Annotated in this window: 21 protein-coding genes; all 21 read left to right on the top strand. The window is 70.0% G+C overall.

What is annotated here, in order from left to right; all coding sequences use genetic code 11:
• The first annotated feature begins 82 nt into the window (after window positions 1–82).
• A complete protein-coding gene (locus AC21LY_RS02215; RefSeq protein WP_489044551.1) occupies window positions 83–895 on the top strand; it encodes a hypothetical protein in 813 nt (270 codons plus the stop codon).
• Window positions 895–1,155 (top strand): hypothetical protein, encoded by a 261-nt coding sequence (locus tag AC21LY_RS02210; RefSeq protein WP_489044549.1) that lies wholly within the window; start codon window positions 895–897, stop codon window positions 1,153–1,155. Before AC21LY_RS02215 ends, AC21LY_RS02210 begins: the two co-directional genes overlap by 1 nt.
• Window positions 1,152–2,135, top strand: coding sequence for a hypothetical protein (locus AC21LY_RS02205; protein ID WP_489044547.1), 984 nt, complete (start codon window positions 1,152–1,154; stop codon window positions 2,133–2,135). Before AC21LY_RS02210 ends, AC21LY_RS02205 begins: the two co-directional genes overlap by 4 nt.
• Window positions 2,136–2,240: 105 nt before the next feature.
• The gene (locus tag AC21LY_RS02200; RefSeq protein ID WP_489044545.1) at window positions 2,241–2,501 is read left to right on the top strand and encodes a hypothetical protein; all 261 of its coding nucleotides are present in this window, start codon (window positions 2,241–2,243) and stop codon (window positions 2,499–2,501) included.
• The gene (locus AC21LY_RS02195; RefSeq protein ID WP_489044543.1) at window positions 2,498–2,983 is read left to right on the top strand and encodes a hypothetical protein; all 486 of its coding nucleotides are present in this window, start codon (window positions 2,498–2,500) and stop codon (window positions 2,981–2,983) included. Before AC21LY_RS02200 ends, AC21LY_RS02195 begins: the two co-directional genes overlap by 4 nt.
• A complete protein-coding gene (locus AC21LY_RS02190) occupies window positions 2,980–3,483 on the top strand; it encodes a hypothetical protein (RefSeq protein ID WP_489044541.1) in 504 nt (167 codons plus the stop codon). The genes AC21LY_RS02195 and AC21LY_RS02190 overlap by 4 nt, the downstream gene beginning before the upstream one ends.
• Window positions 3,480–3,677 (top strand): hypothetical protein, encoded by a 198-nt coding sequence (locus tag AC21LY_RS02185; RefSeq protein ID WP_489044539.1) that lies wholly within the window; start codon window positions 3,480–3,482, stop codon window positions 3,675–3,677. The genes AC21LY_RS02190 and AC21LY_RS02185 overlap by 4 nt, the downstream gene beginning before the upstream one ends.
• Complete coding sequence (locus AC21LY_RS02180) at window positions 3,674–4,138, top strand: hypothetical protein (protein WP_489044537.1); 465 nt, start codon at window positions 3,674–3,676, stop codon at window positions 4,136–4,138. The genes AC21LY_RS02185 and AC21LY_RS02180 overlap by 4 nt, the downstream gene beginning before the upstream one ends.
• Window positions 4,135–4,614, top strand: a complete 480-nt coding sequence (locus tag AC21LY_RS02175; RefSeq protein ID WP_489044535.1) for a hypothetical protein — start codon at window positions 4,135–4,137, stop codon at window positions 4,612–4,614. The genes AC21LY_RS02180 and AC21LY_RS02175 overlap by 4 nt, the downstream gene beginning before the upstream one ends.
• Complete coding sequence (locus tag AC21LY_RS02170) at window positions 4,604–5,020, top strand: hypothetical protein (protein ID WP_489044533.1); 417 nt, start codon at window positions 4,604–4,606, stop codon at window positions 5,018–5,020. Before AC21LY_RS02175 ends, AC21LY_RS02170 begins: the two co-directional genes overlap by 11 nt.
• Window positions 5,013–5,267 (top strand): hypothetical protein, encoded by a 255-nt coding sequence (locus AC21LY_RS02165; protein ID WP_489044531.1) that lies wholly within the window; start codon window positions 5,013–5,015, stop codon window positions 5,265–5,267. The genes AC21LY_RS02170 and AC21LY_RS02165 overlap by 8 nt, the downstream gene beginning before the upstream one ends.
• A complete protein-coding gene (locus AC21LY_RS02160; protein WP_489044529.1) occupies window positions 5,264–6,013 on the top strand; it encodes a hypothetical protein in 750 nt (249 codons plus the stop codon). The genes AC21LY_RS02165 and AC21LY_RS02160 overlap by 4 nt, the downstream gene beginning before the upstream one ends.
• Window positions 6,006–6,272, top strand: coding sequence for a hypothetical protein (locus tag AC21LY_RS02155; protein WP_489044527.1), 267 nt, complete (start codon window positions 6,006–6,008; stop codon window positions 6,270–6,272). The genes AC21LY_RS02160 and AC21LY_RS02155 overlap by 8 nt, the downstream gene beginning before the upstream one ends.
• Window positions 6,262–7,149: a hypothetical protein gene (locus AC21LY_RS02150; protein WP_489044525.1), complete on the top strand. Its 888-nt coding sequence runs from the start codon at window positions 6,262–6,264 to the stop codon at window positions 7,147–7,149. The genes AC21LY_RS02155 and AC21LY_RS02150 overlap by 11 nt, the downstream gene beginning before the upstream one ends.
• 127 nt (window positions 7,150–7,276) lie before the next feature.
• On the top strand, window positions 7,277–7,558 hold the full coding sequence (locus AC21LY_RS02145) for a hypothetical protein (protein ID WP_489044523.1): 282 nt from the start codon (window positions 7,277–7,279) through the stop codon (window positions 7,556–7,558).
• On the top strand, window positions 7,555–9,312 hold the full coding sequence (locus AC21LY_RS02140) for a DNA cytosine methyltransferase (RefSeq protein WP_489044521.1): 1,758 nt from the start codon (window positions 7,555–7,557) through the stop codon (window positions 9,310–9,312). Before AC21LY_RS02145 ends, AC21LY_RS02140 begins: the two co-directional genes overlap by 4 nt.
• Complete coding sequence (locus AC21LY_RS02135) at window positions 9,309–9,728, top strand: hypothetical protein (RefSeq protein ID WP_489044519.1); 420 nt, start codon at window positions 9,309–9,311, stop codon at window positions 9,726–9,728. The genes AC21LY_RS02140 and AC21LY_RS02135 overlap by 4 nt, the downstream gene beginning before the upstream one ends.
• Window positions 9,725–10,546 (top strand): DNA adenine methylase, encoded by an 822-nt coding sequence (locus AC21LY_RS02130; protein ID WP_489044517.1) that lies wholly within the window; start codon window positions 9,725–9,727, stop codon window positions 10,544–10,546. The genes AC21LY_RS02135 and AC21LY_RS02130 overlap by 4 nt, the downstream gene beginning before the upstream one ends.
• Before the next feature lie 49 nt (window positions 10,547–10,595).
• The gene (locus AC21LY_RS02125; RefSeq protein ID WP_489044515.1) at window positions 10,596–11,642 is read left to right on the top strand and encodes a hypothetical protein; all 1,047 of its coding nucleotides are present in this window, start codon (window positions 10,596–10,598) and stop codon (window positions 11,640–11,642) included.
• Window positions 11,643–11,645: 3 nt separating this feature from the next.
• Window positions 11,646–11,813, top strand: coding sequence for a hypothetical protein (locus AC21LY_RS02120; RefSeq protein WP_489044513.1), 168 nt, complete (start codon window positions 11,646–11,648; stop codon window positions 11,811–11,813).
• Window positions 11,810–12,004: a hypothetical protein gene (locus AC21LY_RS02115; RefSeq protein WP_489044511.1), complete on the top strand. Its 195-nt coding sequence runs from the start codon at window positions 11,810–11,812 to the stop codon at window positions 12,002–12,004. Before AC21LY_RS02120 ends, AC21LY_RS02115 begins: the two co-directional genes overlap by 4 nt.
• The last annotated feature ends 1 nt before the right edge of the window (window position 12,005 follow it).

Here is a 12,005-nt window from a genome sequence, read left to right as displayed (position 1 = left end):
GCGCCGCGTGCTGGGCGAAAGCCCTCCGCCAGTTCGCCCCACGCAAGGACATCGCTCTATTCACCAAGGAAGGCGCCACCCTATGAAGACGACCATCGCGACGAAGGACCTCATGGGTCTGCTGACCGACCTCATCCAGACGGCCGGTGACGGGCAGCTCGCCGCCGTGCACCTGCGGACCATGGCCGGGTACTGGCGGGACGAGCCGGGCCGCACGAACCTCCTCGCCGGAGTGTCCAGCTCCGGTGTGGTGGGCGGGCACACGTGGGCGATCGCGTCCGGCACGATCGAGCCGACCGTGTGGAGCGTCGACGACGCCCGCGCCGTCATCGCCGTGTTCCGGCCCGCCGTGAAACTGCACGGCCCGAACCACACCGTCGACATCGAGGTCGGCGGTGACCGGCACATCACCGTCCGTGAGACCCCGGCCCTGTTCGACGCCGGCTCCGAGTTGGCGTTCACCGGCTGGGATCCGGCCGACTACCCGTACGGGCCGATCGCCAACGCGCTCACCGCCGACTCCCCCACCCCCGCGGCTGGGGACACCGAGCGGGAGGCGCCGCACACGACGTGGGGCGGCACGGCGATGCGCGCGCTCCTCGCGGTGGAGAAGCGCCGCGGCGCGAACCTCCGACTGTGGAAGCTCCCCGGCACCGGCCGGCACCTCGCGCAGATCGGCGACGAGTGGCGCGGCTTCATTTTCGCCCGCACCGTCGACCCCGAGGAGGCTGACGTCGCCGAGCCGACCTCCGATCTGAACGTCGAGCGGGACGTGGAGGACTCGCCGGAGGCGGTCGCTGATTGGTCCGAGCGGCTGCGGAAGGGCCTCGGTATCCCGCCGATCCCACCCGCCGACGAAGGGGACGAGCCGCTTCCCGACCCGGAGGAGGACTGATGCCCGAGACCCGCACCGCGGGCGCGACCGCGTGGCTCCGGTCCGTCCAGCGCGACCCGGACGGCACCGTCACCCACGTCGGCGTGCACCGCTGGACCGGGTATACGGCGGACGATGTCCGCCGGCGCCGGCTCGCGCGGGCCCGCGAGGCCCGCCTGAATCACACCGTCGACGGCGACACCCTGACGATCACGCTGCACGACGGGCGCACCGAGACGTTCACCTTCCACGACACCGAACCACAGGCGGTGCCGGCGTGAACGCCGCCACCGACCGCGTCATCGCCAACATCGACCGCGTGCTCACCAGCGACGAGATCGCCGAGATCGTCGACGGCCAGCTCCAGCAGGAGCCCACCGGCTACGACCACAGCGTCGGCATGCCGACATGCGCGCACTGCGGCAGCGACGAGCACCACCTCGCGATCACCGCGCGCATGCACAGGATGCGCATGCTGGGCGAGCTGGACGACGACTACCGCTACGACGAGGACGAGTCGCGGATCCTGTGTCCCGGCACGTTCGCACCCGGCCCGGTCGGATTCTGGCGTGCACACGAGCGCGAGCAGGCCCGCGAGCGGCGCCGCGAGCGCGAGAAGGCACGCCGAGCCGAGATCGAGGCGGATCCCCACCGCGCAGCCTTCCTGCATCCGCTCGCCTTCGAGGTCGACTTCCACCCGTTCACCCCGGCCAACTGGGGTAGCCTCCGCGAGCTGATCTACGGCACCATTCAGACTCTCGGCCCGATCTGGGATGAGATGACCACCGCCGCTACGGCGCTGGCCGACTTCCGGGCGGCGCTCGTCGTCGACCCGGCTCACCTCACCGTCCGGCTCATCGCCGCCGACGGGCGCCCCGTCCAACTGCGCCGCGGCGCGCGCGTCATCAGCTTCCAGCCGACCGACGACGGATTCGCCGTCGAGGTCGACGCGACCTATTCGCGCCCGCTCAGAATGCCCCACCGGATCCTCATCGACGGACCCGGCGGTCCGCGCGAACGGATCGCCGGAATCGTCATCGCGCACACGTCGAGCCCGGGCGAGCCGATCCGAATCGAAGCCGCGTCCGAGCACCACACCCTGCCCACCGTCTACACCGCACCGAACCAGAGGAGCCACGATGGCCGAACCGATCGCCACCATCCCGGCAGCATTCACCATCACCGTCGCGCTCAACGGGGAAACCATCGCGACCATCGAGACCGTCAGCAGCCTGCCGATCACGATCTCGGGAACCGCTGAGCCGGGCGACATCCCGCAGATCAGCATGCAGCTCGACGAGGACAAGGTGCGCGCGGGTATCGCCGACACCCTCCGCCAGGCCGCCGACGAGATCCTCGGTGCAGCATGACCGCCGATCCGATCGTCATCACGTCCGCGGCGACGGTGGTGCTGCACAACGGCGACGGCATCGAACTGCCGGACCCGCGGGTCCGGCTCGAATACCAGCCTCCCTCGTCGAGCGCCGGCAACAGCGAACCGCACGCGACGCTGATGTTCGAACTCGACCTCGGTGTGCTCCACCAGCTCGTGATGGTCAACGTGCCGATCGCCGACCTGCGGGCGTGGGCGCGCGTCACCGACACCGACGGGAGCGCCGCCGGATGAACGACCAGCTGATCATCCTCACCCGCGAACTTCCCGCCGGCCGAGCCGGGCGCCGGTTCGCGGCGCCGCATCACGTCGACTTCGGGTTCGCGTTCGACAGCCCGGTCGATGAGCGGGGCCGGGCGACGACGTGGCGCCGGATGACCGCCCAGCGCCGCCGCTCGGTGGAGCTGACCGGGCTGGACACCCACGTGCAGATCCCTCGGCCCGAGTTCCATGACGTGGCTTGGCTGACCGATCGGCTGCGTGAGCTCGCGGAGGATCACGCCGCCCGGGTACAGCAGGCCGCGGCCGCGTACCTCACCGCAGTCCGCGCCGACGACGACTTCCACGCCCCGCGCCTCCGACGCGAGTGGAAAGACCTCGACCGCAAACCATTTCAAGCCGAGCAGATCCAGCCGCTGGTCCGGGCCGCACGGGACCGGCTCGCCAGCGGCAAGCCTCGAACCGCACAGGACAACCAGACCGAGGAGCAAGCATGACCGCCCCGAACCCGGCCGCCGACGCCAGCCCGGGCTGGCGTGGCACCGACCGCAAGGGCGGCACGTGGGTGCGGCACGAACTCGGCAAGCCCGGCCGGTGGGCGCACTTCACCGCCGACGGGAAGCTCATCTTCCGCTCGCAGGCTGAGGCCGAAGCCGCGGGCCTGGTGCCGATGGTCGATGCGCAGGTGATCGACCCGTACGACGCCGACCAGCTGGAACTCGCCGCGTCGATCCTGCGCGAGGTGCACGCCGCTGCTGATGGCCCGATCGGGCACGTCGAGCCGGCGCTGCTCCGGGCGGCTGATCTGCTGGCGGCTCGCGCGCGTGAACAGCGGCAGGCCACCCAGGACGCCGCCGACCGCAAGCTCACGGAGGACGTTGCCGACGAAGTGTGGAGCCGCGAGGAATCCGCGTGGCATATCGCACAGCAGGCAGCGCAGGCAACCCTCGTGCGCATTCGTGCTGAGCGCGCCCGGGCCGAGGGAGGCTCGAAGTGAGGATCGAGACCCCGATGATCCAGTGCGACGGGGACGACGGCTGCTGCGACGCGCTGACCGACGACTACTACGCGCAGAAGTCCGCGACGGTGAACGGGGTCCCGATCACGCGGTCCCATCCCGCGCCGGGTTGGGTCCACACCGACGACGGCACCGATCTGTGCCCTGACTGCGTCCGCGAGCGTGCATCGTGAGCGCCGTCGACCGGCTCGCCGCCATCGGTGCGGCGCACGGCAACCGCTTCCGCACCTTCCCGGACGGCCCGTTCAGCGACCGCAGGTGGACAGGGCGTTGTCTCTGCGGGCATGTGCTGGAGTGCCGGACCAGTATGGAGCCCGAGCCTGAGGGCTGGCTGGCCGAAGCGCACGGACGCCACCTCGCCGAGGTGATCGCCGCAGCCGACGGGCTAGCAGTCGTCGAGCTGCCCAAGCTGAAGCGGCGCTCGTTCGATCAGAGCTGGGATGTCGACTTCACCGAAGACGACCGGCGCGTGGACGACGAGTTCGACTCGCACGGACACGTGGCGCTGGACGATGAGGGCCGGATCGAGATCGACGTGGACGCCGAAGGCGACCTGTTCCCGGACGAGGCCGAGCAGGTCGCCGCCGCGGTCCTGGCCGCGGTTCGAGCCGCGAAGGCGGTGAGCGACCGGTGAACTCAGACTTCATCCTCGATGCGATCCGCCGCCACTGCCCGACCGCGGCGATCGTCCCCGAGGTCACGATCGAGGACTACGACCTCCCCGACTCCGGCGAGGTCACCGAGCACAGCTTCATGCCGCTCGCGGACCGGCCTGCGGGGCACAAGTACACGCGCCGCATCGACGCCCTCATGTTCGACTCCCTGGTGCGAACCGCCTTCGAGATCAAAGTCACGCGTGAGGATTTCGCGCGCGACACGTACTGGAAGCGGCGCATGTGGCAGCGGCACACGCACCGCTTCATCTACGCGGTACCGGCCGACCTCGACGTGATGAGTCCGCACGGATGCGGCCTCTGGAAGGTCTCCGGGGACGGCCGGATCACGGTGGTCAAGAAGGCGATCGTGAGCAAGACGCCGGAGCCGCTGCCGCAGTCCGTGGTGCAGCGGCTCGCGTACCGCGCCGCGAAGGCGGTGGATCATGGCGAGTGAGCAGTGCAGGTTCATGGCGGCGGCGTACCCCGATCTCGACGGTGATGACACCTGCGCCGGATCCCACGATCACACCCCGGACGTGTTCACTCTCGCCCGCGAGTTCGCGATCCGCTTCCAGGCGACGATCGGGCCATCCGAGAAGCAGATCGGATGGTTCCTCAACGACGCGCAAGCCGTCATCGAGCAGCACCCCGCCGGCGCACCCGAATATTGGCACGTCTCAACCTCTGCCCTGCCGGTTCCTCGAGAGTGCGATCACGCGATCACCGTCAACGGTGTCGAGTACCTGATCCCCGAATCCGAGAACGAGCCTTCTGTCCCGGTGCTCCGGTCGTCGTGGCTCGCGGAGCGGGGCCTGACCGAGCAGGACATCAGCGACGACGAGGCGGTGGATCATGGCTGACCCCGCGTTCGACGCCGCGCTGAAGTCGATGCCCGACGGCGCCCACCACGAGCACGCCGGGTGGGCGCTCGCCGCCGCCCGCGAGGCCCTGGCCCCGATCCGCGCGCGGCACCGCCCAGTGCCCGCCGACGCCCGCCGCGACGACGGGACCCGCGTCTGCGCGCACTGCCGCGACGACCGCGGCCTCCCGCAGCTCTGGCCCTGCGACGACGCCCTGAACGCCTTCACTACCGAGGAGATCCGATGACCTTCATGTCCGTGACCATCGCCCTGCCGGAAGGCCGGTCGGCCACCATCACCGGCGAGGCGACCAGCAACCCGTATCTGGCGATCACCCCGCGTGTCCGCATCGGCGCGGACGGCGCCCCGTCGCTCGACGACACGCTCGTCATCACCCACGTCCCGACCGGCCGGACCGTGATGGGCGGGGGCAGCTTCAACGGCACCCTGCACGAGGCCGTCGCGATCCTCGACCGGCACGCCGACTGGTCGAAGGACGCCCGGATCACTGCGGAGAACGCCGCTGCGATCCGCCGCGACCTGTACGCCGCCGGCGACACCGACCGTGGCTGGCCATGGCCCGACTGGGCCGGAGACCAGACGACGCCGGCACTCTCTGTCATCGGCACCAGCCTCGACGACGCGCTCAAGCGCGTGCAGGCGTCGACGCCGGAAGTGCGGGACCGACGGCAGGCGTACATCGACGGCGTCGCCGACCTCGACGACGCCAAGCGGAAGATCGAGACGCTGCTGATGATGCAGTCCAGCCGCGAGACGGTCGCGATGTACGGCATGGTCTACGCGCTCGCGGTGCTGCACCGGCTCGACCCGTCGACGGCCGACCGGGTCGCCGATCACCTGGTCCGCGAGTGGGAAGCGGGCGACACCATGGGCGAGTGGATGTGGCAGTGGCGCAGTGAACTCGAGGACGGAAACCCGCTGACGCTGCGCGGATTCCCGGAGACGCCGGGCGAGGAGCTGAACCATGGCTGACCGCTGCGATGCCGAACTCTGCCCGATGTGGGACGGCGTCGGCTGCCCGTGCGAGACCTTCGGGCTCGACCGTGACGACCTGCCCACCGACGGCGCGTTCTCCACCACGGCGCCCCTGCGGAACGTGGATGAGGACGCCGAAGAGTGCACGGCCTGCGGGCAATGGCGAGAGGTCGACGCTGACGGCCGGTGCGAGAACTGCGCGGAGCAGCACCGGAGCGACGTGCAGGACACCGAGGGAGACGATGATGACGAGTGATCCGACCGATCTGATCCGCGAGGCCGACGAGCACAGGCCCAGCCTGGTCGCCATCCCCAACGGGCTCGTGAAGGCGCGCTGCACGTCCTGCGGCGAACCGTGGCCGTGCGAGGTGCGCCGCCTGCGGGACGCGCTCGCCAAAATGGGGGCATGCCCGCACGATTCCTGGTCCGGTGACGGCACCGGGCGGTGGCGGTGCGACCAATGCGGAGCGGACCAAGGCACGCAGGATGTTGCCGAGGTGCGACGCCAGCTGATCCAGGCACGCGCCGCGCTGGCCGCCGCCGAGCAGCAGATCGACACCATGATCGAGAAGGGCGTCGAAGACGGCTTGTTCCTCAAGTCGCTCACCGCCGGCGACGGCACCGCGGACCTGTCGATCGAGACGAAGGGCGCCGCCGAAGCTGCGATGCTCGCGGTCCTCGACGGGATGGCGAACATGCTCGACGAGCACCGCGCTGAGAACTACGTCGAGTTCGACCTGATCCGCAGGGGGAAGCGGCCCGTGTCCGCGTGCGTGCGATGGCTGCACCACCCGACGCCGCACGAGCTACGCGTGCGGGCCGAGCGCGAGCGCGACGAGGCCCGCGAGGAGCGCGCCGCCGCGCTGGCCCTCTTCGATCGAGAGCGCGCCGCCCTGGCCCAGGCGAACGCCACGATCGGGCGGATGACCGACCGCATCGGCGAGGCGCGGGACGACGGGAACGCCACCGGCCTCGACGGCTGGATCGGGCCGGGCCGCGGCGCGGGTGAGGTCGACGACGAAGCGATCCGCGCACGCGAACGCTTCATCCGCCGAGCCGCGCTCGAGGACCAGGCCGCGGAACCCGCCGACCCGCCGGCCGACAGCGTCATCCGCAGCACTGAGGAGGAGTGAGCCCACCGTGTCTCGACCGACCCGACGCTGCAGCGCCTGCACACGCAGACGTCCGCACGAAGCCCGCGGGCTCTGCAAAACCTGCTACTACCGGCACCGCCACGCCGGAACACTCGACCAGTGGCCGGTGGTCGGCCGCCCGAAACCCTGCGACCTGCAGCTCGGCGACCCCGACGATCACGACCCTATCGCCGTGGAGCGCGCCCTCACCGCCGAGCACGGGCCGCCCCGACAGCCGTGCCCCGTCCACGTCACCGACCCGAGTGATCGCGCCCAGATCGTCCGCCTCGTCGCCCAGGGGGAACTGGCCCGTACCCTCGCCAGCCGGCTCCTCCACTGCTCCGCGCACACCCTCGACCGATACCTCGAGCAGATCACACGCACCGCACAGGAAGTGACCGCAGCATGACGACCGCAGTCGCTGAGCACCGGCCCGCGACGAAGCCGCGAAGGTACCGGCACGACGTGCTGACCGCCCTGGACGCGTTCTCCGGGTTCGGCGGACTCACCGAGGGCATCAAGCGCGCCGGGTTCGAGGTGATCATGGCCGCGAACCACAACCGGTACAAGGTCGAGGTTCACGAGCGGAACCACCCCGAGGCCGAGCACTGGATCGCCGACCTGGTCGACGAAGACTCTGCCGACTACCACGACGTGCGTGACCTGCCGCGCGCTGATCTGTTCGTAGCCGGCGTGTCGTGCGTGAACCACTCCCAGGCGAACACGAAGAAGGCGTACGCCACCGGAGCGTCCCTGTTCGACATGGACGACCCCGAGTACGAGGAGCGGGTGACGAAATCGGAAAGGGACAGGGCCACAGCGAATTGCGTGCTGCACTACGCAGAACGGCATCGTCCGCTGATGATCCTCGTCGAGTGCACCACCGAGCTCGTGTCCTGGGGGCTGGCGGTGCCGGGACGCAAGAAGGTCGGCGACGGCAGCACGTACAGGTGGTGGCTCAAGCAGTTCGAGAACCAGGGCTACCGGTACCGCGAGCTACGACTGAACAGCATGTTCTTCGGTGTGCCGCAGTCCCGCGACCGGCTCTACATCGTCTTTTGGCTCAAGGAGATCCCCGCGCCGGATCTGGACCACTGCCCGCTGTCGTGGTGCCGCTCGTGTGACGACGCCGTCGAGGCCGTCTGGTCCTGGCGTACCGGGGTTCCGCCGACGGGATCGGTCAGGTACGGCAAGCAGTACGAGTACCGCTGCCCCCGCTGCCACCGCACCGTCTCCCCGCCCGCGACACCGTCGCTCTATGCGATCGACTTCAGCAACCTCGGCACCCGCATCCGGGACCGCGAGTCCGCCGGCCTGCGGAAGCTCAAGGACACCACGTACGCACGCGCTGGCCGCTGCCACAGCCGGTTCGGAGACTTCCCCGCGGTGCTCATGCCCGCCAAGGCGATCCGCGGCGCCGAGAAGCACCCGTGGGAGCCGATGGCGACGCAGACCAGCCAGCAAGAGACCGCGATCCTCTCGACCGGGGCGATCATGGTCGCCGCAGGCAACACGTACGAGCGTGCCGGTTCGGACTGCCGCTCGAGGGTCCTGACCGAGCCGCTGTGGGCACAGACCGCCACGAACACCTTCGGCCTGGTGACCCCGCCGATCGCGATGGCGGTCACGAACTACCAGGGCGCGCCCCGTGGCATGAATGAGCCGCTGCCGACACAGGGCGGCTCAGAAACCATGGCGCTGCTGTCGTCGGGCATCATCCCGTTCCGCCGGCACACCGTCCCGACCGTGCACACCGAGGCGATGCCCACCGTCACCAGCGAACAGATCCCGGGCCTGCTGACCGCGGCTGGCTGGTTCAAACAGAACGGATCCGGCGCAGACGCGACGGCACCGCACCCCGTGACCGACCCGCTCGGCACGCTCACGTCGCGGGACACCACGGCGATGCTGCTCGCGCACTACCGGCAGTCCCTCGCAGAGGTGGAGCTCGACGACTGCTACTTCAGGATGCTCGGCCCGCACGAGGTCGGCCGCGGCTGCGGGTTCGACCCGAACTTCGGTGACCACAAGGGCACCTTCGAGGTATGGGGATCCGACCGCGACCAGGTGGACGGGTACGGCAACGCCGTGTCCCCGCCGGTCGGAGAGTGGATCGGCGGACGCCTTCACGCGGCCCTGCACGGCGGGATGGTGACGGCGTGAACGACGACGGATACCGGCTTCTCACGCCAGGTGAGGTCCGCCGCGAGACGGGCATTCCGGAGGACCACCCGGAGGGCCTGTTCGACCTGCCCGACGGGTACGAGCCGACCGAATCGTACGAGCTCTCCCGTGGTGAGAAGCGCGCCCGCACCGTCGAGAACCGGATCCTCGCCGGGCAGCACCCGCTCGCCTACGGCGGCCGGCACCTCCCACTGCACCCGGACGCGCCTCGCACGGTCGACCGCACGGCGCCCGGCCCGCGGTGCGGCACCTGCGCGCATCGCGAGAATCAGCGCTACCACGACAAGACGTACCCGAAGTGCATGTTCGGCAACGGTATCCGCGTCACGGGCTGCGAGTCCTCCGACGTGCGCGCCTGGTGGCCCGCCTGCCGCGACTACAAGGAGGCCCTGTGACGACCGCCCCGCCGATGGCGTACTTCGGCGGCAAGACCACGCTCGCCGACCGGATCGCCGCCATGATCCCGCCGCACGGCCACTACCTGGAGCCGTTCGCCGGGTCGCTCGCGGTGCTCCTCGCGAAGCCGGTGAGCCGCATGGAGACCGTCAACGACCTCGACGGCGACCTCATGACGTTCTGGCGCGTCCTGCGCGACCAGCCTGACGAACTGGCACGCGCCTGCGCGCTCACTCCGCACTCCCGTGCCGAGCATGACCTCGCCTACGTGGACGACTACGGTGTCGACGACGTCGAGCGGGCCCGCCGCGTCTTCACCCGTATCAACCAGGGCCGCGCCGGCACGCTCCGCAAGACCGGGTGGCGGCACTTCGTCGCGCCCCGAAGCCAGAGCATCGGCATGCCCGGGTACCTCGAGGCCTACGTCGATCGCATGGCCGCGGCCGCCGAACGCCTGCAGCACGTCAGCCTAGAATCCAGGCCGGCCCTCGACCTCATCGAGTCCTACGGCAGCAAGCCCGATGTCGCGATGTACGTCGACCCGCCCTACCTCGCGAGCACCCGCGCACCCGGCGTGTACGCCACTGAGATGGGGACCAAGCCGGAGCACGCTGATCTCCTCGGTGCGCTGCTCGCGTGCGCCTGCGCTGTCGTGCTGTCCGGGTACGCGAACGACCTCTACGACGACGCTCTCGCCGGATGGGAGCGCATCGAAATCCAGACCATGACCGGCAACGGCAGCAACACGCTCGCCCGCACGGAGGTGCTGTGGAGTAACCGGCCGATCTCAGAACCGACTCTCTGGGAGGCGCTGTGACCGCACTATGCCCGCCCGCGCCCCGAAGCGACAGGAAGGACCAGTAGAAATGGCCCACGACCACGCACGCATCAACCTCGCGATCTGGGGCGACGAGGACTTCACCGACCTCTCCCCGGCCGCGCAGCACCTCTACCTGACGCTCTGGACCAGCCCCGGCCGCTCGTACTGCGGCGCCGGCGACTGGCGCCCCGGGAAGCTCACCCAGCTCGCCCGCGGATGGACGATACCCCAGATCGAGGCGGCCGCTGCTGAACTCTCCTCGCAGCAGTTCCTGATCATCGACAGCCTCACCGAGGAGTGGTTGCTGCGCTCGTGGGTGAAGCACGACGGCTTGTGGCGCACCCCGAACATGGCCGTCTCGGTGGCGATGGCGCGGTCCGAGGTGGCGTCCAAGGCCCTCCGCGGGGTGATCGTTCACGAGGTCCGCAAGCTCGCGGAGAACAACCCTGACGCGGCCGGGTGGAAGCGCGCGGCGGTCCGCGACATGCTCTCGCAGAAGGCGGTCGACCCGGCGACTCTTCCGCCGTTTCAGCCGACCCCAACCCCAGACGTAACCCCGGAGCTAACCCGGGCTCCAACCCCGCCCGTAACCCCCACTCCAACCCCAGGCCTAACCCTTGGAATCGGTAGCGCTAACCCTTGGGCTAACCCCACCGCTAACCCCGACTCCAACCCCGGCCCTACTACAGCTACTACTACGACTACAGCTACATACAGTGGTGGTTACGTAAGTGGGGAACGGTACGACGCGCGCGAACCCGGCCCCGGCAACGAGCCACCACCCTCATCGAGTTGCCCGCGGCATCCGAACGGCACGGCCGACGCCTGCGGCGACTGCCGCGCCGCCCGGCTCGCCGCCGAGGAGGCCGCCGCGGTCGCCAAGGCCCGCGCCATCGAGGCACACCGAGCCGAACGTGACGCCGAGATCGAGATCCGCCGCGCCGCCATCGCTGCCTGCGCCCTGTGCGACGACCACGGCTACCGCGGCGCCGTCGTCTGCGACCACGTCGACCGGGCAGACACCGCCGCCCGCGGTATCGCCCGAGCCCGCGAAGCCCTCGCCCGCCGAGCACCCCAGCCCGAAAGGAATTGACCCATGCCGATCACCCGCCGGCACTTCGTCGTTCGCACCCTCCCCGACGGCACCATGCGCCGCGTCTCCGACCTCCTGACGCTCGAGGAAGCCGAGGCGAGCTGCGAGAGCCTCAACCGCGGCGCCGACGCCCCCGAGTTCAGCGTCCACCGAGTCGAGGAGCACCGATGAGCAGCATCCGCACGACCCGCAGCGTCAAAGCCGAGGGCTCCGGCAGCGGCCCCACCCTCGCCGAACTCCGCGAGTTCCTCGACCAGACGAGGGACTGGTCGCCCACCACACGGGTGACCCTGTACCAGCACGACAGCCGCGACCAACGCGACGGATCGACGTGGCGACTCACTCTCACGGAAGGCCTCTGAA

It is taken from the genome of Tsukamurella sp. II2bb (genome assembly GCF_057815145.1).
This window is presented reverse-complemented; position numbering and strand designations above follow the sequence as displayed.